Below are 23,490 nucleotides of genomic sequence, written 5' to 3' on the forward strand. Positions count from 1 at the left end.
TTGTTAACACATTAACAATGAATGTGTCATTGCCAATTCGTTTTCTCCAGTTCTTTCTCTATTGGTTTGGGAACTGCAAAGTTAAAAATATCTTTTTTATTCACCTTAACTAAAGTAGCTGGGATATCGCTTTTACGTTCAATTTTGAGGTAAATAAAGCGATAAAAAATGTGTTGGTGGCTAAGCACTTGCTTTTTCCAACTTGTTTCGTCTGTAATGTATAGGCTACTTGCAGTTTGAGGAGTTTCGAAAAACTGTTCTAGAACTGCTTCGCTTGTGACCTCTTTTTCGGTTTCAACCAGCGGAAATTCATAAAGGTTCTTCCAAATATCATTTTGTGTCCTTTTTTGAAGGAAGGTGGAGCTATCACTTACAATAACCAGGTAGTTGAAATAACGTTTTCGGATTTTTACCTTCCCTTTTTTTACCGGAAGCTTATTAATTGTATTGCTCAGGTAAGCTTGGCAAGACTGTTTGAATGGGCAAATGGTACAATCCGGATTTCGGGGAGTACATTGAATTGCGCCAAACTCCATTACTGCTTGGTTAAAGTTGCCAGGATGTTGATGATCGATGAGTTCGTTGGCCAGTTGGGTAAACGCTTTTTTCCCCTGCCCAGTGTCAATCGGTAAATCAATTCCAAATAAACGGGATAGTACCCGGTATACATTTCCGTCGACAGCGGCGTGTGGCAAGTTAAATGCAATTGACGCAATGGCTGCAGCGGTATATTCGCCAACTCCTTTTAATTGCATCAACTCCTTATAACTCGCCGGAAATTCTCCCTGAAACTGTGAAACAATGGTTTTGGCAGTGGTGTGCATATTGCGTGCGCGAGAGTAATAACCCAAGCCTTGCCACATTTTTAGTACTTCATCCTCTGTAGCATTAGCAAAATCGATAACACAGGGGAAACGTTCGATAAATTTTAAATAATAATTTAACCCTTGATCGATTCTGGTTTGCTGTAAAATGATTTCAGACAGCCAGATAGCGTATGGGTCAGTGGTTTCGCGCCAAGGGAGATCGCGCTTGTTTTGCTTGTACCAAGCTAAAAACTGGGGGGTATATGACATGATTTTCCTCATAACTGCTTTAAAATCTAGGTGAATTGCAAAAATAATTCATTTGAGGTGTTTAAAGTTTTTAAATAATTTCTATTTTTGCAGACCGATTAGCTAGAATTATATAATTTATTGAAAACTAAATATTTTAAGAGATGACTAAAGCAGATATTGTTAATGAAATTAGCAAGAACACAGGAATTGAAAAAGTAACTGTGCAAAAGACTGTTGAGGCTTTTATGGAAACTGTAAAGGACTCGTTGACTGAAGGTAAAAATGTTTATCTTCGTGGTTTTGGTAGCTTTATCGTGAAAAAGAGAGCAGAAAAAACAGCACGAAATATTTCAAAAAATACAACAATAATTATTCCTGAGCACTTCATTCCTGCTTTCAAACCAGCGAAAACGTTTGTTGCTCAAGTAAAAGATCAAGTTAAAAAATAAGAATTATGCCAAGCGGAAAAAAAAGAAAAAGACATAAGATGGCTACGCATAAGCGCAAAAAAAGATTGCGCAAAAACAGACATAAGAAGAAGAAATAGTCTGGCACTTTTTGCAGTAGCTTAAAAAAGAAATTTATGATTAAACCTAAAGTGCTGAGGTGCTTTAGGTTTAATCCGTTTAATAACTAGCGTAAAAAGAGAAATTATAATTAAAATCAGAATAACGTTGTGAGTAGCGATCTAATTATTGATGTCTCTCCCTCTGAAGTCGTTATTGCCTTATTAGAAAATAAACGCTTAGTTGAACTTACCAGGGAAAAAAGCGGAGCAAAATTTGCTGTAGGCGATATTTATTTAGCCAAGGTGAAAAAAATTATGCCGAGCTTGAACGCTGCATTCATCGACGTTGGTTACGAAAAAGATGCATTTTTGCATTATCTCGACATGGGACCCCAATTTTCAACACTGAACAAGTTTATGAAAATTGCCAGTTCCAAGAAGAACCGTATTTCTTCACTCTCTAAAATTCACTCCTTACCCGATATTAATAAAGAGGGTAAAGTGACAGAAGTATTGAAAGCTGGCCAGAATATTTTGGTTCAAATTGCCAAAGAACCTATTTCCACCAAAGGGCCCCGATTAACTTCAGAGCTTTCAATAGCTGGACGAAATTTAGTGTTGATGCCTTTTAGTGACAAAGTGAGTGTGTCACAAAAGATTAGCTCAACCGAAGAAAAAAATAGGCTGAAAAAACTAATTCAAAGTATTAGGCCGAAGAAATATGGTGTGATTGTCCGTACTGTTGCCGAAGGTAAAAGGGTAGCAGAGCTCGACCAGGAATTGAAAAGACTGGTCGCCAAATTTGAAACAACTTTCCAAAAACTAAAAAAGGCTACCACCCCGTCTTTGATTGTAGGAGAGATTGACCGGACAACAGCATTACTGCGAGATATTTATACTCCAACTTTTAACAGCATCATTGTGAATGATGCGTCCGTAGCTGATGATGTTGCTGATTATATTGCAACCATCGCTCCTGAAAAACGGAAAATTGTTAAAACGTATACTGGAGGTCAACCCATTTTTGAACACTTTGGGGTTGACAAGCAAATTAAAGCATCATTCGGAAAAACCGTTTCATTTAAAAACGGAGCATACCTGATTATTGAGCATACCGAGGCTTTTCATGTGATTGACGTTAACAGCGGCAATCGTTCAAAAGCAGGAGTAGATCAGGAAACCAACGCATTGGAAGTCAACTTGGCAGCCGCTGATGAGATAGCAAGGCAGCTAAGACTGAGAGACATGGGAGGTATCATTGTTATCGATTTTATCGATATGCATGAAAACGCAAACCGTCAAAAGGTTTATGAACGAATGAAAGAGGCGATGGGGGTTGATCGTACCAAGCATAACATACTGCCGTTAAGTAAGTTTTGTTTGATGCAAATCACCCGTCAACGGGTAAGACCGGAAGAACATGTGGATACCGCAGAAGTGTGTCCTTCATGTAAAGGCACCGGAAAAGTAACGCCTACAATTCTCTTTACTGATGAACTGAGTAGCAAAGTAAGCTACATCTTTAAAGACTTAAATAAGAAGAGTCTGACTCTGAAAGTTCATCCTTATGTGGCCGCTTTTTTAACCAAAGGAATTCATTCCATAAAAAGAAGGTGGGCCTTTAAGTATTTCAGAAAAATAAATATTGAAGGAGTGAACTCCTACAGTTTTCTGGAATATCATTTTTTCGACGATAATCTAGAAGAAATCATTCTTTGATAAAGTAAAAATCCCGGGTTTACAATCCGGGATTTTTTTATTTGAAAACATTAACAATCGTTCAGTTTTTGTTTATAGACATTAAAATATGTTGATATTAAAATATTTATAACTCCTTCGCCCCACAAAAGAGGCTCATTCTTGCCAATTTGCTATTTTCAGAAGAATCTTTTACTCCTTATCTTTGTGGCTTTCAATAAAAAACTAATTATAAGGAGATGACAACTAAAAGAAGTATTCTTTCAATCTTTTTTCTGCTGTTTGCTTTTCACAGCTTTGCGCAGATACTGGAACCGGTCAAATGGTCGTTTGACTCGAAACAGAACGGTAACGAAGTAAAGTTGATTTTTAAAGCAACTATTGAGGATGACTGGCACCTTTACGACACCTCGTTACCTGATGGCGGACCTGTCCCAACGTCAATCAATTTTGAAGATACCTCAAAATTTGAATTGGTTGGGGAGCTGGAGAAAAAGCCAAAACCCACGGAGAAGTTTGATCAAACCTTTCAGATGGATTTACGCTACTTTGATGGCCAGGCAGAGCTGATTCAAACCATTCGTTTAAAAACGGATGAGCCCTTGACAATTGCAGGTTACGTAGAGTTTATGTGTTGTAACGATGAAACGTGTTTGCCTCCAACAGAAGCTGATTTTTCTTTTTCGCTGAATGGCGCGGATGACGCGAAGGCGGAAGCTCCAGCAGCAGAGCAAGCCGAATCGGATAAAACAACAAAGGTGTTGACCGATAAAGGGAAAGAAGGATCGACTGAAACTTTGTGGTTGTTTTTCTTTTTCTCCTTTTTAGCAGGCTTGGCAGCCATTCTTACCCCTTGCGTTTTCCCGATGATTCCGATGACGGTTTCGTTCTTTATGCACAGTGGCGAATCGAAGATAAAGGCGCGGTTACACGCAGCTTTCTATGGGTTTTCAATCATTGCTATTTATACCATTGTTGGAACCTTAGTGGCCGTTCTTTTTGGACCTGATGCTGCTAACTGGTTAAGTACACACTGGTTACCCAATACGCTATTCTTCATCATCTTTATGGTGTTTGCATTCTCTTTCTTCGGAATGTTTGAGATTGTCTTGCCAAGTTGGTTGGTTAATAAGTCCGACAAACAAGTTGATAAAGGTGGATTCTTGGGGTCGTTCTTTATGGCCCTGACCTTGGTGTTGGTTTCGTTCTCATGTACCGGGCCAATTGTCGGTGCGATTTTGGTTGAATCGGCTGGCGGAGAAGTCTTGAAACCCATTATTGGAATGTTCGGATTTGCCTTGGCTTTTGCACTTCCTTTTACGTTGTTTGCCTTATTCCCCGGATGGTTGAGCAACCTGCCAAAGTCCGGTGGTTGGTTAAACTCCGTAAAAGTGGTATTGGGATTTTTGGAACTGGCGCTTGGATTGAAATTCCTGAGTATTGCCGATCAGACTTACCACTGGGGAATTCTGGACCGGGAGGTTTACCTGGCTTTGTGGATCGTTATTTTCACTTTGATGGGCTTCTACCTTTTAGGAAAACTGAAATTCTCGCACGATAGTGAAACCAAGTTTGTGTCTGTGCCACGTTTGATGATGGCTATTGCTACATTCTCCTTTGTGATTTATTTGGTTCCCGGGATGTTTGGAGCTCCGTTGAAAGCGATCTCTGGTTACCTGCCACCACAAACGACACACGATTTTGACCTGCATAAAATAATTCGCGATGAGGTAAAACTGGTTAGCTCAACGGGTGGGGCAATCAATCATTTTGATGATAATGAACTCTGCGAAGAGCCTAAGTTTGGCGAATTCCTGCACTTGCCTCATGGCTTGGAAGGTTACTTCGATTTTGAGCAAGGCATGGCTTGTGCCAAAGCATTGAATAAACCCGTGTTCATCGATTTTACGGGGCACGGCTGTGTAAATTGCCGGGAAATGGAAGCGGCCGTTTGGTCAGATCCTCGCGTGTTGGAGCGATTGAAAAATGACTTTGTCATCATTGCACTTTATGTAGATGATAAGTCCAAGCTTCCGGAAGAGGAGTGGGTGACTTCCTCTTACGATGGAAAAGTGAAAAAGACCTTGGGGAAAAAATATGCTGATTTTCAGATTACCCGTTTCGGTGTAAACGCACAACCTTACTATGTGTTGATGGATACAAACGAAGACCTGTTGGTTGAGCCAAAAGCTTACGACTTGAATCCAGATAATTTTGTTCGCTTCCTGGATGAAGCGTTGGAAGAGTTTAAGAAACGGCAATAATCTCTATTGTCATTGACGAAAAAGCGGCTGAAGCAAATTGCACCATGCAATGCTTTAGCCGCTTTTTTTGTTGCTTAGTTTGATTTGAGGGCCTTGCCTATCCGGCAGCAAGCTTCTTCAATATTCTTCGGGTTAGCAGGAGTTTCTCCCTTGATAAAACTCTTGCTGGCGCTGGTCTTTGACCCGTGCCCTGCTTTGCAAAAGCAAAAGTTTGCCTTGATGGACAAGACACCGATTGCAAATTTGCAATACCGCGTGATTTTATCGCCAACGATGAAATAGTATTTCATGTTTGCCCGTTTCAAAAAACTCTTTATATTTTTGATTAAGCGATAATTATAATGAGTCGGAAATATAAATTTCATAATCCTGACGGGGTGTATTTTGTTTCTTTTGCTGTTTTGGGCTGGGTGGATGTCTTTACCCGGAATGAATACAAAAATATTCTTGTAGAAAACCTGGCTTATTGCCAAGCCCATAAGGGCCTTGAGATTTTTGCTTGGTGCATTATGACCAATCATGTACATTTGATCGCAAGGGCCAAGGAAGGCTTTTTGTTACAGGATATTCTCCGGGATTTCAAGAAGTTTACCAGTAAAGCAGTTATTAAGGCTATTGTTGAAAATCAAGGAGAAAGTCGCAAAGAATGGTTGCTGGAGCAATTTAAAACAGCAGAAGGTTACCGCTTTTGGAGAAATGACAACAAACCTGTCGAACTTTGGAGTAATGCAGTTATTGACCAAAAGCTGAATTATCTCCATCAAAATCCGGTTGAAGAAGGTTTAGTCTTTCAGGCAGAACATTATATGTACAGTAGTGCAATTGATTATTCCGGAGAAAACGGGATGCTTAACGTTATCGTGATTACATAATCACGGCACGCTTTACAAAAGCGCGCCAGCGAGGGGTTTTACTTACATCTGATGAACGATTTAAAGATAATGTTAAACCTCTTGGGAAAAAGCTTGATAAACTGAAGAAGTTAAAAGGTGTGAGCTATAAGTATAAAAATAAAGATAGAGTTCCCTACAACACCAATAGTAATTTAAGTGAGAAAGAGCAGGCTGATATTGACCTTATGGGCAATATGAAGAAGGAGGACCGCACAAGAATCGGATTTTTGGCACAGGATGTGGGATCGTTATTCCCGGAATTGGTAGAAGAAGACAAGGCTGGTAATAAATATGTTGATTATGTAGGGCTAATCCCGGTTTTAGTTGAGTCGGTAAAAGAACAACAGGAGCAAATTGATGAGCTCTTAAAGTTGGCCGCGAAAAAAGGATTAATTACCAATAAAAACTAAACGTTATGAAACAACTATTATTGATAATTACAATTGTGTTTTTTGCATTGCAAGTAAAAGCACAATACTTTTATAATGAGTATGATGAAATCATTCCATATTCATTGACAGAAAAGTATAAAGATATCGTGCGAACTGACACGATTCACTCCTTGGTATTGCCTTCGTTTGATAATGACTCCTTATTCTTTAAATACAACGATGTAAAAACGTATCAGGAAGTAGGTAGCAACTTTGCTTGTGGTTTTATCATTGATTCTTTGCTAAATTTCCAGGATTATGCAAAACGAATTGAAATAGAAGAAGGAACTTTATGGATTATGACCATTGAAAGTGAAACTGCTCAAGCAATAGGTATTAAAATTAATAAGTTTGATTTGCCAGAACATGTTTATTTATCAATTTATCCGGGAACTATCCCGTATATAATTCAGAGTGCAGAACCTGAATTTAAGAAGGATTTTGATAATGAGCGCATAAGAAAACGTGGATTATATGATTTAGTGCATGATAAAAAAATGGTTATTGAATTTTTTGTCCCCAGGGGGGTCAATTTTACCCCAAGCTATCTCATTAATAAAGTAACATACGATTATCATGGACTTGGACGGCCGGGAAATAGAATTGATTTTGAAAAATACAAAGAAGAATATGAAGACCAAAGTTCAGGGATGATTTTAAAAAGTGGCGGGCATACAAATACTCCGGCTTTACCATGCCAACAAGATGTTGTTTGTCCTGATGTAATTCAATGGTCAAATGAAGCTAAGTCTGTTGTTTTCATTCGCCTTGCTGGCGCGGGTCTATGACCCGTGCCTTGCTTTGCAAAAGCAAAAGTTTGGCCTGCTGGACAAGGCACCGATTGCAAATCGGCGCCAGCTAGGGGGATGTTGGTTATACTCAATGGCAAACAAAGACATATGTCATCCCAACTGTTCCATGGATTGGCTTGCTAATTAATCAATACTAATAATTATGCGCACAAGTGTTAAGATTTTATTTACGGTTATATCTTTAATAATAGTAATCATACTGGTAAATATTTTTGGACCAAATTATGATGAAATTAGAAATCAAGCATATAAATCGTTAAAGTTCGATTTATATGATGGAATTATTGTTGAGAAATATTTAGATAAGGACAATCACAATTATCCGACCATGAAAATTAATACTACGAAGGGATTACAAGTTGTCCGTCTTCCATTAGATAAGAGTGGTTTGTTTGAGTTTGTAGAAATTAAGGACTCAATTTTTAAAGACTATGGAAGCTACAATGTTGAGGTTTATCGTAATAATGAAGTTTACAATTTTATTCTTGATTATGGAATTGAACATTAATTTTGAATACTTCTTATTTTCTCTGTTCGGAAGATAAGCTATAGTATGAAGCCCAAATAGTTTAAAGAGCTGTCCGCTACTGCCGGATGGCTCCACTTACCCCTCGTCTTAGCGTTAGCGGTGACGAGGGGTAAGCTGATGGTCGTTTGTAACGACAATACACAGCCGTATTGCATTGAAAAGCATTTCTTAATACCTTTCAATTAAAAATGTCTGCCGACAACTATTTTATCCCCTTGCTGGCGCTGGTCTGTGCCCCGTGCCTTGCTTTGTAAAAGCAAAAGTTTGCCCTGCTGGGCAAGACACCGATTGCAAATCGGCGTCAGCGGAAGAGTTTAAGAAACAGCAATAATCTCTATTGTCATTGACGAAAAAGCGGCTAAAGCAAATTGCGCCATGCAATGCTTTAGCCGCTTTTTTGTTGCTTAGTTTGATTTGAGGGCCTTGCGTATCCGGCAGTAAGCTTCTTCAACATGCTTTGGGTTAGCAGGAGTTTCTCCCTTGATAAAACCCAAGTCAGTTAGCCGGATATGGGTGTAGTTGGTTAATTGGTTGCGTTCCATGGTGAGTTTGCCACAGTCGAGCGGGCAACCATCAATAATTAACATGTCTGAGTCCCGAACCGAATTGATCATGGAGTCGATGCCGGCACCAATAAATGCCAGGCATTTCATTTGGCGATCACCTTGCAGGTGCATTCTGCGAGCTACCAAGTCCGAAAGTTGACCCAAGTCAGCGGCACCTGAGCAGGCAAAAACGGTTTGGGAAGTTTGATTGTCGCATGAGCATTTTCCTTCATTCATGCTTTTGGTTTTTTAGGTAAAAATGAGGTAGTTGAATGTGAATCCAACTAAAACAATTCCTAAAGCCACCACGCCAACAAAAACGGCAATCAGCTGCCATTTGAGAACCTTCTTTAGAATGATGATTTCAGGTAGTGAGAGGCCGATGACTGACATCATAAAGGCCAGTGCCGTTCCCAGTGAAACTCCTTTTTCGAGGAGCACACTAACGATGGGGATAATTCCGGCGGCATTGGAATAAAGAGGGATGCCAACCACAATTGCAAGTGGAACAGAATACCAGTTTTGACTTCCTAAGGCTTCCGATAAAAAGTTGTCGGGAACATAGCCATGAGCACCGGCTCCAATGGCAATTCCTATGATTACGTAGATCCAGATTTTGCCAACAATTTCTTTGACTGAGTTCCATCCGGCTTGAATGCGTTGCTCCGCTGTTGGTGCTTTCTCTTCGATCTGTTGTTGGCCCGACTTTACTTGGTAAACCCAATCAGCAACATAGTGTTGAAGTTGTAGCTTTTCGATGATAAAACCAGCCAGTATGGCCACGATCAACCCGGTAATAACGTAGATGACAGCCACTTTCCAGCCGACTAAGCCAATCAGCAATACCAGGGCAACTTCGTTAATGATAGGGGCGGCAATCAAAAAGGAGAACGTTACACCAATAGGGATTCCTGCTTCAACAAAACCCAGAAAAAGCGGAATTGCGGAGCAGGAGCAAAATGGGGTAACAATTCCCAATAAGGCAGCCATGATATTGCCCGTGAAAAGAGATTTGCCTTCCAGTGCCTTTCGGGTTTTTTCGGCTGAAAAATAGCTTCGTACAATCCCAATGATAAAGATGATGAGTACTAAAAGCAGCATCACTTTGGGGACTTCAAAAACAAAGAAGTTGAGTGACTGAGCAAAATGGCTATCCGGGTTCAGGTTCAATACACCATAGGTTAGCCAGTCGGCTATTGGCTGCAGGTTTAAATAGGTGATTACCCATATTGGCAGCAATAGCAACAAGAGGAGTAAGTTCGACTTTTTCATTAAAACCAAGTAATTATTACGTAATAAACTCCTACGCCAACAAAAAGCGTAGCGATAATTTTTCTAAACCAAATTTCGATTGTTTTCAGTCCGCTGTAAATTGCTCCTACTTTGGAAACGGCAAAGGCTATTATCCATGCAAAAAGGATAACAGGAAGTGCTGTTGCAATTGCAAAGATGATCGGGAGTATTAATCCTGATGTGGATTGAATGGTCAGCGGAATGAGCATACCGAAAAATAGGACGGCACTGTAGGGACAAAAAGCCAGGGCAAATAGAACTCCCAGAAGAAATACGTCCAGAAAGCTTTTGCGCTCTTGCTGTTCAAAGTGTTTGGCCAACTTGTTTAAGCCAGGAAGCTTCAGTGGAATAATTCCCAACATAACCAGCCCGATGAAAATGAGCAGGGGGCCTAGAATCTTTTCACCATATTGCTGAAAAAGCAGGGAAATTTGAAACTGATCCGCTCCCAGGAAAAGAATCGTTGCCAAGGAGGTGTAGGCAAAAGCGCGGCCCAAAGTATAGATCAGGCCATTGGTAAACACCCGGCTGCGTGAACTGATATCTTTTCCCAAAAAGCCGATAGCAGTGATGTTGGTTGCCATTGGGCAGGGACTTAGTGCAGTCATCAACCCTAAAATGAGGGCTGAAAGTGCAGTGTATTGTGTGTTCTCCAGTATGGTTTGCAGAAAATCCATGCTTACTGAGCTTGTAATTCCTTAACCGCTTTCTGAATGGCTTCTTTCAGTTTGTCCGGATTGCTTCGGGCATACATAAAACCTTTGCTGGTCAGATCAATGGATTTGGTCCCATTGGATAGAATCAGGGCTTGTCCGGCAGCTCCCACCTTTTGGGCAAGCGATTTGTTTGCGTCTTCTTCAATATTTAAGGATTTGAGCTGAATGTCAAGTGTTTTTAAGGCTTCCTGCGATACGGCTTCTACAGCTTTGCAGGTCGCACATCTACGGGTGTTGTGGAAATAGTAAGCTTCAATTTTGTCTGTTGCTTTTGGGGCTGTAGCTGCCTCTTTTTGAGCGGTAGCGCTGATGCCAACAAGTAGGAGCAGGCAAAGGATTGTTGTTTTCATGATACGGTGATTTTGGTTTTTTAGTTTGGTGAATGGTGGTTTACTTGTTCGAATTGATTAGTTCTATAACTTCTTTTTTTGAAGGGGCTTGTCCGCTCATGACCACTTGTTCGTTGATGACAATGGCAGGTGTGCGCATAACACCATACTGCATAATCTTTAACATGTCTTCAACTTTTTCAATCTTAGCTTCAATTCCCATCTCTTGTACAGCTTCTTGTACTGTTTTTTCAACTGTTTTGCATTTGCTGCAACCGGTTCCTAATACTTTTATATCCATGGTTTTTACTTTATTCGTTGTTCGTAGAAATACGAACTTGTTGATCAAAATTTTTTATATTCCGTAAAATGTTTGAAACAATTGTTTGGCCTTGGCCCAATTTTCACGATTGATACAATACTTAATTTTGGGAGCTTCAATTTCTCCCTGAATTAGGCCAGCATCTTTTAATTCTTTCAAATGTTGCGAGAGGGTCGATTTTGCAATGGGCAAAATCTCGGAAAGGTCGCCACTGTAACAGCACGCTTGCTTGGTCAGCAATTCAAGAATGTACATCCTGATCGGATGTCCCATGGCTTTGGCGTAGCGGGCTGCCATGCGTTGTTCTTCGGTTATAATGTCTTTTATTGGCATCGCTGTTCGTTAAATTACGAACAAAGATATTAATTTATCGTGTATCCGTTTTTCATATTTCCGTTTTTTTCACGAGTCAGGCCAAAAAAAGTTTATTTTTAATGAGCATTAAAGAACATGTGACGCTTTGGAAACGTTAGGAAACGTGGAATTCAGGAACTTTAAACACGAAACTAAAAAACATGGACGCATATATTGAGCTTTTAAAGCAATTGATACAAACACAATCATTTAGTAAAGAAGAGGAACCCGCTGCAGAACTTGTTCGGAACGTGTTGCGTAGTCACAACATTCCATTCGAAACAAAGAAGAATAATACCTGGGCCAGAAACCAAAACTGGCAAGAAGGCTTGCCGGTGGTTCTGCTGAATTCACATGTCGATACGGTTCGTCCTGGAAAGAACTGGACCAAAGATCCGTTTGGGGCTTTGTTGGAAGGAGATTACTTGTACGGGCTGGGAAGTAACGATGCCGGTGCTTCACTGGTGACTTTGCTGGCGGTATTTATTCATTTTAATTCGCAGGATAAGCTTCCCTATAACCTGATTTATGCCGCTTCGGCCGAAGAGGAAATTTCCGGACCAAACGGAATGGAAAGCTTGATTGACGAACTTGGGGACATTGATTTGGCCCTTGTGGGTGAGCCTACGCAAATGCAAATGGCCATTGCCGAAAAAGGCTTGATGGTGTTGGACTGTGTGGCTCATGGAAAAACGGGGCATGCAGCTCGTAACGAAGGCGAAAGTGCTTTGTACAAGGGCATTGAGGATATTCAGAAACTGCGTGATTACCAGTTTGAAAAGACCTCAGAAGTTTTGGGTGAAGTGAAGCTTTCCATAACACAAATCAATGCGGGCTACCAGCACAATGTGGTGCCGGACCAGTGCTCGTTTGTGGTGGATGTGCGTACCAATGAGCATTATTCGAATCAGAAAGCTTTTGAGATTATTGATTCGTTGATTGGTTCAGAAGTGAAGGCACGCTCATTCCGATTAAACTCTTCTGGGATTGAACTTGACCACCCGATTGTCAAAAGAGGCATGGATTTGGGATTGACTTATTATGGTTCGCCAACCACTTCAGATCAAGCGGTGATGCCATTCCGATCCATTAAAATTGGTCCCGGAGATAGTGCCCGTTCTCATACAGCTGATGAATATATTCTGATTTCAGAATTGAAAGAAGGGTTTAAGACATACGTGTCGCTGCTTGACGGGCTTAGGTTAAGATGAGCAACAAGTTTTGGAATGCTTTGTGGAGATGAGTTGCTGAAAATACATTAACAAACCGTAGCTTTTAGTTTTGTTTGATTGTTTGAAAAGTGATAGATAAAAAATATGACGACTAACTCTCCTCAGAAATATCAGTCAGTGAAAGCTAGCCTGATGAAGTCGCTTCATCTTGAAGAGGCTTTGTTAGAGCGCTTTGGGAAAAATCCGCTTGCTGATGGTGATCTTTCCATTTATGCCGAATATACTTCGCAACTGAGCAATTTGTTGAATAATGAATTGAATCAGATGCATCCGAATTCGGGAGAACTGCCTGAAGATCAAATTTTAGAACTGCAGGCAAATTTGGTGGGCTTTGAGCAACTAAAGGTTGAAACGCAGGAGGCAGAACGCTTTTATGCTCAAAAAGGCAATTCGTCAAAGGTGCGTTTGCTGAAGATGGGAAAACGTTGGTTGTTAAAGCTGGATTGGCTGACAATTGCTGCAACAAATCTTTTCAGGAAGGAGAAGAGAGCGAAAACTTACTGGAAGCATGTGCTTGAGGAAGCCGCTTTGGCCGATTACGTTTACCTGACTTTGTTTTATGAGCGACTGCTTCCGTTTTACGAGCAGTTATTGCAGAACCGGGAAATTCGAATCCGCCAGTTGTATGTGCTGGATCGTGAGTTGGAGAAGTTTCGTTTTCTGAAAGGGGAGGCGGTTAATTTTGAGGTGACCGTGGCTCAGGTTCGGGAGGATTTAAAGGCAGACCAGACTGATATTGAAAGGTTTTTTGCCACGGTTGAGGCCGAGATGGATGAGGAGTTTGAGGTACATCGTAAAATAGCGGGAACGATCGAGTTTCCAAAGGCTAAACTCAAGATTAAAAGGACGAAAAAGCTTCAGCAGAAAGTTCTTCATCGGCTGGCTCAATTGTCAGTAGGTCAACAGTTGGTGTTTTTTGCCTTGGGGGAGCATTGGCGTTTGAAGCTCCATAATCGTACGTTGATTTTTAAGCTGAAAGAGCAGGCTGAGTCACAGGGCGGAGCTCTGAAGCAACAGCTTGATCAGGGACTAAAGCCTGCTTTTATTGAACTGAAGAAGCAGCTTACCATATTTGCCAACCGCAATGAGAAGGAGTGGGAAGAGGCTGAGAAGGTTCAGGAAATCCGCTCGTTTGTTAGCCAGAAGGTGCCGGAACTCACCCAGCTGGTTTTTCAAAGTAAGCTCGATGCGCTTTTTATGCGTCCGATGATTGAATTGGAGCAAGCCATTGGTTCTGGCCCTGAATTACATCAGTTTGCCGCACCGGTTTTTGATGGGAAAAGAATTAGCTCGAATTCATTTCATCCGGTTCAAACTCGTGTACTGTTGCAGGGCAGTGTTTTAGCGCCGCTGAAGGACGAATTTGCGACACACCAAAAAGATTTGATGCGCTTGCTGCAAAAGTTGACCACTAGCCTGGAGGAAATCAAGTATGCAGCCGATTACAGTGTTGATTTTTATTTTTCGCATAAGCAGGACGAGAAAGCCGCAGAAGAGTTAACGGAAGGTCTTAAGCGAACGGTAAAAAAGTCGGATGAAGCTCTTGGTGTGCTGGCTTCCATGGGGCAGTTAACGCGAGAATCGTTTGCAGGGATGGGGCAGGTTTTTGCCGAGTTGGTGTTGCAATACTTTGAGCCACACCGCTTACATCAGTCGGAAAAGAATAATCAGCGGCGGGCACTTATTGCCAGGCGTAAAGCTCAGGCAAAAGAGGCACTGGATGTGTCTCTGAAGAAGATGAAGCACTCATTTAAGTGGTTAAAGTCGTTCTATGCTGCGTCTTATAGTCGCTATTTCAACCTACGAAACTTACTGGGTATTTCTTATGAGAAGGCGCCCATCAGTACGGAGTTGTCCAATTATCTTTCAGAAACCCGACAGGCCATTGCGCGTTTGCCGCTCATGTACCAAAAGCTGTTTGAAAATGTCCCCTTGACAGAAGAGCGATTTTATCTGCCACGGCGAGCAGAGGTTAAGCGCTTGGAGGACGCTTTTTCGAGCTGGCAAACCGGGCGTTTCTCACCTGTTTGCATTGTGGGTGAGCAGGGGAGTGGAACAACAACGATCTTGAATTTCTTTGAGAAATCAATTCAAAATAAACTTCCGGTAAAACGCTTGGCTATTCGAGCGAATTTGTTGGATGAGAAAGCCATGTTGAGCTTTTTTCGGAATGCTTTTCCATCGATCAATTTTAGTTCTGTTGACGATTTAATTCGTGAGATTCTGAATAAAGAAGAGCCTCAGATTGTCGTGCTTGAAAATATTCATAAGTTGTTTTTGCGGAGCAGTGGTGACTTTGGAAATTTAATGCAGCTGTTTAAGCTGGTGAGTCAAACCAATAGCAAGCTGTTTTGGATCACCAGTTGTTACCGATACAGCTGGAAATTGCTGGATTATACCAACAGTATTTCGGGCTATTTTGCCTACGTGATTGAGTTTGGAGATGTTCCTTCCGACTTGCTGCGCGAAGCAATTTTAAAACGTCACCAATTGAGTGGCTTTTCTTTGAAGTTTTTGCCGCCAGATCACTTTGTGCCTAAGCGAAATTATCAGAAAATGAGTGAAGAGGAGCAACAGGAAGTTTTGAAAGCTTACTTTTTTGAAAATTTATGGCAACATGCGCAATCCAATTTAAGCCTGGCCTTTATTTATTGGCTGAGGGGGATTCGGGAAGTGGAAGACGGTGTAATCACCATTCAGCAGAAACGCTTGAATTTTAGTTTTTTGAATTCGCTAAAAACTCCGGAGATAACCAGCCTGCACAGTATTCTGATTCATGGTGGGCTTGGCCTTGATGAGCATTCGCGTATTTTTAGGTGCTCCAAGGAGGAGAGTTTTCGCATGCTCATGGTGTTGACTGATGATGGCTTGTTGGAGAAGCAGGGCGAAATATATGTGGTTAACCCCTTGGTTTATCGTATGCTGGTGAGTCAATTAAAGTCATTAAACTTTATTTATTAGTTATGTGCAAGAAAATTGGAATCTTGATTAGTTTGGTGATGCTTGTGGCTTTTTGCAGTTGGGCAGAAGCTGCTGATACAACTTCGCAGGTTTTGCAATTGCCGGATACCTTGCAGGTAACGGTTCAGCAGGCAGCTCCAGCAGTTGCTGATACGATTGAAAGTGGAGACAGCCGCTTGAAAAAGACCATTGAAAGTATTCCTGCTGTTGAGCTGAAGGAGATTTTTTCATTCGCCAAATTGTTTTGGGCAGGCGTCTTTTTTCTTGTGGCTTATTTTGTTATCCGGTTTTTGTCGCGGAGCATCGAAGCCTGGAGCGAGAAAAATGCCGAACGGCGGATCAAAGGAAAGGCCATTTTGCCGATTGTTAAAATTGTTAGCTGGCTGATTGTGAGTTATATTATCATCCGCGGTATTTTCAATCCTCCGGTGCAGTCGCTCATTGCCTTTGGGGCTTCTATTGGGGTGGCTGTTGGTTTTGCTGCTCAAGACTTGTTGAAGAATATTTTTGGGGGTTTCGTTATTCTGATTGATCGTCCGTTTAAGGTGGGAGATAAAATTGAAGTGGGGAGTGTTTACGGAGAAGTGCTGGACATGTCCTTGCGGTCAACGCGTATTCAAACGGCTGACGACTCGTTGGTGACCTTGCCTAACGGAGAACTGCTTAATCAGCCGATTTCCAATGCCAACTCCGGAGAATCCAATTGCCAGGTGGTGGCTGAAATCTATCTTCCGATCACCATTGATACCGTTAAGGTTCGGGAGATTGCCATGGAAGCGGCGCAAACCTCCAAGTTTGTTTACCTCGCCAAGCCAATCGCTGTTCTGTTTTTCAACGAAATTAAGCACGATAAGCTTTGTTATAAAATGCGGCTGAAGGCTTACGTGATGGATATTCGGTATGAGTTTCTTTTTAAGAGTGAGATGACTGAGATCGTTATCCGTGATTTGCTTCAGGCTGGTATTCTCGATCCCGAAATTTCAATTTAGAAAAATGCTTAAGATTCGATTCAAAAACGAAAATCATCCAAAAGTATAACATAAGAGTCCGATTACTTAAATTATGGGGAATTTTTAGAAGTCCCCGTAAGCCTTCCTTTATTTTGTTGTCACTGGTGGCAGATCTATTGCTTCAGGTCATTTTTTCAGGCTCGGGTAGGTAGTGCCCGTTTTTTCTAAAAAATGATGTAATTGGTTGATTATTGGGTTGCTGCAGCCGTGCAGCAAGCCAGAAACTTTTGTGGTTTGCTTCCCGCAGCCGTGCGGCAGGCAGGAAATTTTCGTCGCTTGCTTGCCGCAGCCATGCAGCAAGGGAAAAATCTTGGAGGCTAGGCTGTTGCAGGCTTCAGGCAAGGCCATCGCTCCTTGGCACGATGCCTGGATAACGATTGATGCTAAAAACAAAAGCCCCGCAAAATTTTGCGAGGCCTTTAGTGGATATTACGAGTTAAGTAATTTTAGCTTAAATATTCATCGATGGCAGCTGCGGCATCTTTTCCGCACTGGATGGCATGAACCACCAAGCTGGCACCACGCTCAACATCACCGGCAGCAAATACCTTGTCAATCGAACTTTGTTTGTTCTTGCCAACTTTTACATTGCCACGAGCATCGTATTCTACGCCCAGGTTTTCTAGTAAGCCTTGATGCACCGGCTGGGTGAATCCCATAGATAATAAAACCAATTCGGCTTTGATGATCTTTTCGGTGCCAGGAACTTCGTTCATTAACCAACGTCCGTTCTTGTCTTTGTCCCAGGTTACCTCAATTACTTCAGCTTCTTTTACCTGGCCGTTTTCACCAATCAGGCGTTTGGTTGAAAGCGCCCATCTCCGTTCGCAGCCTTCCATGTGTGAGCTGGACGTGCGAAGAGTGGTTGGCCAGTAAGGCCAAGGGTTATCTTCGGAACGGGTTTCGGCAGGTTTCGGCATAATCTCAATTTGAGTTACGCTGGCTGCTTTCTGGCGAATTGAAGTACCAACACAGTCGGATCCTGTATCACCACCACCAATCACTAGTACATGCTTGCCTTCGGCAGAAATACGATCTTTGGCTGCGACTTTCTTGCCGGAAACAACTCTATTCTGTTGAGTTAGGAACTCCATGGCAAAATGAACACCTTTTAGCTCGCGTCCTTCCGTTGCCAAGTCGCGTGGTTGTTCTGCTCCCATAGCTAAAAGAACAGCATCGTAGTTGGCCAACAAGTCTTTTTCCGAAATGTCTTTACCAACCGTAGTGCTTGGTTTGAAAATGATTCCTTCTTCGAGGAAAATTCCTAAACGACGGTCAATAATTCCTTTGTTTAGTTTGAAATCGGGAATACCATAACGTAACAAACCGCCAATGGCATCACTTTTTTCAAAGACAGTAACTTCGTGTCCGGCTTTGTTCAGGCGATCGGCTGCTGATAGACCAGCTGGCCCAGAACCTACGACGGCCACTTTTTTCCCGGTCCGAACTGTTGGTGGGTTGGCCGTGACCAAGCCCAGTTCAAAAGCTTTTTCAACCGTTGAAGCTTCATTCTCACGAATGGTAACCGCTTCGTTGTGGATTGCCAGTACGCATGATTTCTCGCAAGGAGCTGGACAAACGCGTCCAGTCATTTCCGGGAAGCTGTTGGTAGAATTCAGAATTTCGTAAGCTTCAGCATAGTTCCGATTGTAGATGGCATCCTGCCACTCCGGAATTTTGCTTCCCACCGGGCATCCCCAGTGGCAGAATGGTACGCCGCAATCCATACAGCGCGAAGCTTGCTCCCTTCTGTCCTCTTCGTTCAGGGTCTGCTCAACTTCCCCGTAGTCATATATTCTTTCGTTTAGAGCGCGGTAGCCGCTCTCTTTACGTTGTACTTTTATAAAACCTCTTGGATCTCCCATAATCTTCTAAATCTTTTCTTGTTTTTCAAATTGTTCTTTGTTTTCCTTATTCGTGACGTGAAGGATCGTCTTCGGTTAACTGTAATTTGCGTTCCAGTTCCTTCAGTTTCATTTCTTCCAATACTTTCTTGTATTCGAAAGGAATGACTTTTACGAATCGTGGCAGGTACTCTTCCCAATTGGTCAGAATTTTTGCCGCCAAAGAACTTTGTGTATATAAGAGATGCTTGCTGATCATTTCCTGTAGTTCGTCAATATCGGTTCTGTCCTCTACTGCCGACAGTTCAACCAGCCCTTTGTTGCAGTAGTAGTCAAAGTCGCCATCAACATCGAGCACGTAGGCAATACCGCCGCTCATACCAGCTGCAAAGTTCCGTCCTGTTTTTCCGAGAACGACAACGCGGCCTCCGGTCATGTATTCGCAGCAGTGGTCACCCGTGCCTTCAACAACCGTTTGGGCTCCCGAGTTACGCACGCAGAAGCGCTCGCCAGCAACTCCGCGGATGTAGCCTTCACCGCTGGTCGCTCCATAGAAGGTGGTGTTTCCAATGATGATGTTTTCTTCGGGTTTGAATGTTGATCCTGTTGGTGGGACCACCACCAGTTTACCACCCGATAAGCCTTTTCCAATGTAGTCATTGGCATCACCTTCCAAGCGGAAAGTTACTCCTTTGACCAAAAAGGCCCCGAAACTTTGTCCGGCAGTGCCGTGGAAAGTACAGCTGATGGTATCTTCAGGCAAGGCTTCTTCGCCATAGCGCTTGGATATTTCACCTGAAAGCATGGCGCCTGTGGTTCGGTCGGTATTGATGATTGGATGTGAAATCCAGACCTTTTCTTTGCCTTTGATGGCCTTGTTGGCATCGCGAATCAGCTTGTGATCCAAATGATCTTCAATCGACTTCAAGTTCGGATGCGTGTTCCGGATATCGTACTCTTTTGCTTCTTTTGGCAAGTAGAGTAATTCCGAGAAATCGATGTTTTTCATTTTCCAGTTGGTCGCTGTTTCATCAACTTCCAATAGGTCGCTCCGTCCAACAATGTCCTCAAATTTCGAGAAGCCCATTTCGGCCAGGTGCTCCCGGATTTCTTCAGCAACAAAACGGAAATAGTTAATGACAAATTCCGCTTTACCGATGAATCGTTTTCTCAAGTCTTTGTCCTGAGTGGCAATTCCGGCAGGGCAGGTATTCATGTGGCATTTACGCATCATGATACATCCCATGGTAATCAGTGCTGAAGTGGAGAAACCGAATTCTTCACCACCCAAGCAGGCTACTGAAACAACATCGGTTCCGGTTTTTAGCTGTCCGTCAACCTGTAGCTTTACACGTCCGCGCAGGTTGTTCATTACCAGTGTTTGTTGAGTTTCAGCGATTCCCATTTCAACGGGAAGTCCGGCATGTTTGATTGAGCTGGCCGGGCTGGCTCCCGTGCCACCTTCACCTCCGGAAATAATAATTAGGTCAGAAAAGGCTTTTGCAACACCTGCGGCAACGGTTCCTACACCGTTTTCAGCAACGAGTTTTACTGAAACTTTAGCCGAAGGGTTCGTAACTTTTAGGTCATAGATTAGTTGAGCCAAATCTTCGATTGAGTAAATGTCGTGATGTGGCGGTGGTGAGATTAGTGTAATTCCTGGAGTTGAGTTCCGGGTTTTGGCAATAATTTTATTGACCTTAAATCCTGGAAGCTGTCCTCCTTCACCAGGTTTGGCTCCCTGGCATACTTTAATTTGAAGTTCGTTTGCATTGGTCAGGTAGTTATTGGTAACCCCGAAACGTCCGGAAGCAATTTGCTTGATCGAACTTTGTTTAAGGGTGCCAAAACGTTCTGGATTTTCACCACCTTCACCGGTGTTGCTTCGTCCACCAATGGTGTTCATGGCAATGGCCAGGGCTTCATGGGCTTCTTTGCTGATTGAGCCATAGGACATGGCTCCGGTAACAAAGCGCTTCATGATGTTTTCAGCCGGTTCCACTTGGTCTAGTGGAATTGGATTGCGCTTAAACTTGAAGCATCCACGAATAAATCCAGGCTTTTTGTTATCCTGTCTGACAAGTGCACTGTATTCTTTGTATTTGCTGTAGTCGTTGGTTCGGGTTGCCCATTGCAATAAGCCAATGGCTTCTGGGTTCCAGGCATGGTGCTCGCCATATTTTCTCCAAGCGTAAACTCCTGAGTTTTCAAAACGGAATTTTTCTGGAGTATTGGAGCTTTGGTAGGCTATGCGGTGGAAGCGGCTGTATTCTTCAGCAATTTCTTCTAAGCCAATGCCACTCAGGCGAGAAGCTGTTCCGGTAAAGTACTTGTTGATTAACTCCCGGCTGACCCCCATTGCTTCGAACATTTGAGCTCCGTGGTAGGAGCGCAGGGTTGAAATTCCCATTTTCGACAGGATCTTCAATAAGCCCTTGTCAACGGCCTTGATGTAATTTTTCCGGGCGGTCTTGTACTCTATTTGTACTTTCTCTTCTTTAACCAAACGGTCGATAGCTGCAAATGCCATGTATGGGTTAATGACGCTGGCACCATAGCCTAACAATAAGGCAAAGTGGTTAATCTCGCGAGCTTCGGCTGTTTCAACGATGATTCCAACCTGCATCCGCTTTTTCTTCGAAATCAGGTGGTGATGAACCGCTGCTACCGCCAGTAAAGAAGGAATTGGAGCATGCTCGGCATCCACTTTTCGGTCGGACAGAATGATGAAGTTCTTTTCGTTATCCACCGCTTTTTCGGCCATTTCCAACATGTTGTCAAAAGCTTGTTTAAAAGCTTTGAAGCCTCCTTTGACAGGAAAAACCATTGGAATGGTTTTGTGGGTGAACATCTCATCCTTCAGGTCTTTGATCTTGCCGAGGTCGGTATTGGTAATCAGGGGATCATCAAACTTAATCAGCTTACAGTGTTGAGGAGTTTCAGTTAAAATGTTTGAGTTTAAAGACCCAATGTAGTTGGTTAAAGCCATGACCAGCCCTTCCCGGATTGGGTCAATTGCCGGATTGGTAACCTGGGCAAACATTTGTTTGAAGTAAGAGAAAAACAGTTGAGGCTTTTCTGAAAATACGGCCAGGGGCGTGTCGTTCCCCATCGAGCTGGTTGGTTCAGCTGCTCCGGTGGCCATCGGCTGAATCAGCTCATACATATCTTCTTTTGAATAGTTGAAGACTTTGGCCATGGTTTCAAACGAATCAATTTCAGAAGGAACCCGCTGCTTTACTTTAATATCCTTCATGCGCAAGCGGTTTTCTTTTAACCACATTTCATAAGGATTGCGCTTGCTGAGTTGGTTTTTCACTTCATTGTCAGGAATAATGATTCCCAGCTGGGTGTCAACCAATAATATTTTTCCGGGACGAAGTCGTCCTTTTTCTTTAATTTCTTGAGGTTCGAATTGCTGAACGCCTACTTCTGAGCCCATAACAATGAGGTCATTGTTTGTAATGACATAGCGTGAAGGGCGAAGTCCATTCCGGTCGAGTGTCCCACCAATGTAGCGGCCATCAGAGAAAACCATGGAGGCTGGCCCGTCCCAAGGTTCCATAATGGTTGAATGGTACTCGTAGAATGCTTTCAGACTTTCAGGAATTGGGTTTTTTTCGTTGAACGATTCAGGAATCATCATACACAGGGCGTGATGCAGTGAGCGTCCGGTGAGATGTAAGAATTCCAGTACATTATCAAACGATGCCGAATCGGATTTACTGTCTTCAATGACTGGTAAGATCTTTTTCAGGTCTTCTCCAAAAACTTCTGATTTCAACAGAGCTTCACGAGCTTCCATCCATTTCCGGTTTCCTTTTACGGTGTTGATCTCTCCGTTGTGAGCAATCATCCGGAATGGTTGAGCCAAATCCCAGGTTGGGAACGTGTTGGTACTAAAACGAGAGTGTACCAAGGCAATCGCCGACTTGAATTTCTCGTGTTGAAGGTCTTTAAAGTACTCGCTTAGTTGGTGAGGGGTAAGCATTCCTTTATAAACAATTGTACGAGCAGAGAAACTGGGCTGATAAAAAGCTTCCTTGTATTTTAAGTTGGAATTGGCAACCGCTTTTTCGGTTAGCTTACGAACGATGTATAATTTACGCTCCAAAGCTTCAGGTTCCAAGTTGCTTTTTACAAATACCTGTTTCACTTTCGGCTCTGTCCGTTTGGCAATTTCGCCAGGGGCAGAGGTATCTATTGGAACATCGCGGTAACAAATTAACTCTAAGCCTTCTTCTTGGATGTATTGGGTCAACAAGTCCAAGCATTTCGATGCTTCTTTTTCTTGTTGAGGAAGGAAAATAAGTCCTGTTCCGTATTGTCCTTGCTCGGGTACATCAATCTTTAAAACCGACTTGATGTACTCGTGGGGAATCTGCATCAGGATACCAGCGCCATCTCCTGTGGCATTGTCGGCACTTGTTGCTCCCCGGTGATCAAGGTTTTCTAATACCCGAAGGCCTCTGGTTATGATATCGTGAGAGGCTTGTCCTTTGATATGAGCGACAAATCCGATCCCACAATTGTCATGTTCGTTTGCAGGGTTGTATAGTCCCTGCGCTTTTGGAAATCTTAACTGCATCATTTATTCATTTTAAATTTTTTCTCCCAACCTTTGCGATTTCGCAGCAAAGCACAGCACGAGCGGTTTGAAGCAACGACTGGTTACTTTAAATTTTTAAGCA

Annotated in this window: 21 protein-coding genes; 11 read left to right on the forward strand and 10 right to left on the reverse strand. The window is 42.5% G+C overall.

Annotation, left to right across the window (positions count from 1 at the left end):
* Positions 1–26: 26 nt before the first annotated feature.
* Positions 27–1,076 (reverse strand): A/G-specific adenine glycosylase, encoded by a 1,050-nt coding sequence (gene mutY, locus BM156_RS07590; protein WP_093919224.1) that lies wholly within the window; start codon positions 1,074–1,076, stop codon positions 27–29.
* A 143-nt stretch (positions 1,077–1,219) separates the two neighbouring features.
* Here mutY and BM156_RS07595 point away from each other — a divergent pair, with 143 nt between their 5' ends.
* The 3 genes from BM156_RS07595 to BM156_RS07605 all read left to right on the forward strand — a co-directional run bounded on the left by BM156_RS07595 (position 1,220) and on the right by BM156_RS07605 (position 5,528).
* Positions 1,220–1,507: an HU family DNA-binding protein gene (locus tag BM156_RS07595; RefSeq protein WP_093919225.1), complete on the forward strand. Its 288-nt coding sequence runs from the start codon at positions 1,220–1,222 to the stop codon at positions 1,505–1,507.
* A 227-nt stretch (positions 1,508–1,734) separates the two neighbouring features.
* Positions 1,735–3,285 carry an Rne/Rng family ribonuclease gene (locus tag BM156_RS07600; protein WP_093919226.1) on the forward strand — a complete coding sequence of 517 codons (1,551 nt, stop codon included), beginning with the start codon at positions 1,735–1,737 and terminating at the stop codon, positions 3,283–3,285.
* Positions 3,286–3,503: 218 nt separating this feature from the next.
* Positions 3,504–5,528: a protein-disulfide reductase DsbD family protein gene (locus tag BM156_RS07605; RefSeq protein WP_093919227.1), complete on the forward strand. Its 2,025-nt coding sequence runs from the start codon at positions 3,504–3,506 to the stop codon at positions 5,526–5,528.
* Between the two features lie 74 nt (positions 5,529–5,602).
* On the opposite strand, the gene BM156_RS07610 is transcribed toward BM156_RS07605, so the two are convergent.
* On the reverse strand, positions 5,603–5,818 hold the full coding sequence (locus tag BM156_RS07610; RefSeq protein ID WP_139218229.1) for a hypothetical protein: 216 nt from the start codon (positions 5,816–5,818) through the stop codon (positions 5,603–5,605).
* A gap of 51 nt (positions 5,819–5,869) precedes the next feature.
* On the opposite strand from BM156_RS07610, the gene BM156_RS07615 reads away from it, so the two are divergent.
* The 4 genes from BM156_RS07615 to BM156_RS07630 all read left to right on the forward strand — a co-directional run bounded on the left by BM156_RS07615 (position 5,870) and on the right by BM156_RS07630 (position 8,172).
* A complete protein-coding gene (locus tag BM156_RS07615; protein ID WP_093919229.1) occupies positions 5,870–6,400 on the forward strand; it encodes an REP-associated tyrosine transposase in 531 nt (176 codons plus the stop codon).
* Positions 6,400–6,831 (forward strand): tail fiber domain-containing protein, encoded by a 432-nt coding sequence (locus BM156_RS07620; protein WP_262987305.1) that lies wholly within the window; start codon positions 6,400–6,402, stop codon positions 6,829–6,831. Before BM156_RS07615 ends, BM156_RS07620 begins: the two co-directional genes overlap by 1 nt.
* 5 nt (positions 6,832–6,836) lie before the next feature.
* A complete protein-coding gene (locus tag BM156_RS07625; protein ID WP_093919231.1) occupies positions 6,837–7,640 on the forward strand; it encodes a hypothetical protein in 804 nt (267 codons plus the stop codon).
* A gap of 166 nt (positions 7,641–7,806) precedes the next feature.
* Positions 7,807–8,172, forward strand: coding sequence for a hypothetical protein (locus BM156_RS07630; protein ID WP_093919232.1), 366 nt, complete (start codon positions 7,807–7,809; stop codon positions 8,170–8,172).
* A 425-nt stretch (positions 8,173–8,597) separates the two neighbouring features.
* On the opposite strand, the gene BM156_RS07635 is transcribed toward BM156_RS07630, so the two are convergent.
* Genes BM156_RS07635 through BM156_RS07660 form a run of 6 tightly spaced genes read right to left on the reverse strand, consistent with a single transcriptional unit; the run spans position 8,598 to position 11,731 of the window.
* Positions 8,598–8,975 (reverse strand): putative zinc-binding protein, encoded by a 378-nt coding sequence (locus BM156_RS07635; RefSeq protein WP_093919233.1) that lies wholly within the window; start codon positions 8,973–8,975, stop codon positions 8,598–8,600.
* A gap of 12 nt (positions 8,976–8,987) precedes the next feature.
* Positions 8,988–10,010: a permease gene (locus BM156_RS07640; RefSeq protein ID WP_093919234.1), complete on the reverse strand. Its 1,023-nt coding sequence runs from the start codon at positions 10,008–10,010 to the stop codon at positions 8,988–8,990.
* The gene (locus BM156_RS07645; RefSeq protein ID WP_093919235.1) at positions 10,010–10,708 is read right to left on the reverse strand and encodes an aromatic aminobenezylarsenical efflux permease ArsG family transporter; all 699 of its coding nucleotides are present in this window, start codon (positions 10,706–10,708) and stop codon (positions 10,010–10,012) included. The genes BM156_RS07640 and BM156_RS07645 overlap by 1 nt, the downstream gene beginning before the upstream one ends.
* A gap of 2 nt (positions 10,709–10,710) precedes the next feature.
* Complete coding sequence (locus BM156_RS07650; RefSeq protein ID WP_093919236.1) at positions 10,711–11,097, reverse strand: nitrophenyl compound nitroreductase subunit ArsF family protein; 387 nt, start codon at positions 11,095–11,097, stop codon at positions 10,711–10,713.
* Positions 11,098–11,137: 40 nt separating this feature from the next.
* On the reverse strand, positions 11,138–11,377 hold the full coding sequence (locus tag BM156_RS07655; protein WP_093919237.1) for a thioredoxin family protein: 240 nt from the start codon (positions 11,375–11,377) through the stop codon (positions 11,138–11,140).
* A gap of 54 nt (positions 11,378–11,431) precedes the next feature.
* A complete protein-coding gene (locus BM156_RS07660) occupies positions 11,432–11,731 on the reverse strand; it encodes an ArsR/SmtB family transcription factor (protein WP_093919238.1) in 300 nt (99 codons plus the stop codon).
* 182 nt (positions 11,732–11,913) lie between these two features.
* Here BM156_RS07660 and BM156_RS07665 point away from each other — a divergent pair, with 182 nt between their 5' ends.
* The 4 genes from BM156_RS07665 (at position 11,914) to BM156_RS20675 (ending at position 17,276) form a co-directional block, all read left to right on the forward strand.
* The gene (locus BM156_RS07665) at positions 11,914–12,963 is read left to right on the forward strand and encodes a M20 family metallo-hydrolase (RefSeq protein ID WP_093919239.1); all 1,050 of its coding nucleotides are present in this window, start codon (positions 11,914–11,916) and stop codon (positions 12,961–12,963) included.
* Positions 12,964–13,068: 105 nt separating this feature from the next.
* A complete protein-coding gene (locus BM156_RS07670; RefSeq protein WP_093919240.1) occupies positions 13,069–15,945 on the forward strand; it encodes a P-loop NTPase family protein in 2,877 nt (958 codons plus the stop codon).
* A 2-nt stretch (positions 15,946–15,947) separates the two neighbouring features.
* Positions 15,948–16,934, forward strand: a complete 987-nt coding sequence (locus tag BM156_RS07675; RefSeq protein ID WP_093919241.1) for a mechanosensitive ion channel family protein — start codon at positions 15,948–15,950, stop codon at positions 16,932–16,934.
* A 201-nt stretch (positions 16,935–17,135) separates the two neighbouring features.
* The gene (locus BM156_RS20675) at positions 17,136–17,276 is read left to right on the forward strand and encodes a hypothetical protein (protein WP_170846888.1); all 141 of its coding nucleotides are present in this window, start codon (positions 17,136–17,138) and stop codon (positions 17,274–17,276) included.
* 125 nt (positions 17,277–17,401) lie between these two features.
* Here BM156_RS20675 and BM156_RS07680 read toward each other — a convergent pair whose 3' ends face one another.
* Both BM156_RS07680 and gltB read right to left on the reverse strand, forming a co-directional pair.
* Positions 17,402–18,820 carry a glutamate synthase subunit beta gene (locus BM156_RS07680; RefSeq protein WP_093919242.1) on the reverse strand — a complete coding sequence of 473 codons (1,419 nt, stop codon included), beginning with the start codon at positions 18,818–18,820 and terminating at the stop codon, positions 17,402–17,404.
* Between the two features lie 46 nt (positions 18,821–18,866).
* Positions 18,867–23,390, reverse strand: a complete 4,524-nt coding sequence (gltB, locus tag BM156_RS07685; RefSeq protein WP_244525719.1) for a glutamate synthase large subunit — start codon at positions 23,388–23,390, stop codon at positions 18,867–18,869.
* Between the last annotated feature and the right edge of the window lie 100 nt (positions 23,391–23,490).

The sequence above is a fragment of the Sunxiuqinia elliptica genome (assembly GCF_900113005.1).
In the GTDB taxonomy this organism is placed as follows: Bacteria; Bacteroidota; Bacteroidia; order Bacteroidales; family Prolixibacteraceae; genus Sunxiuqinia; species Sunxiuqinia elliptica.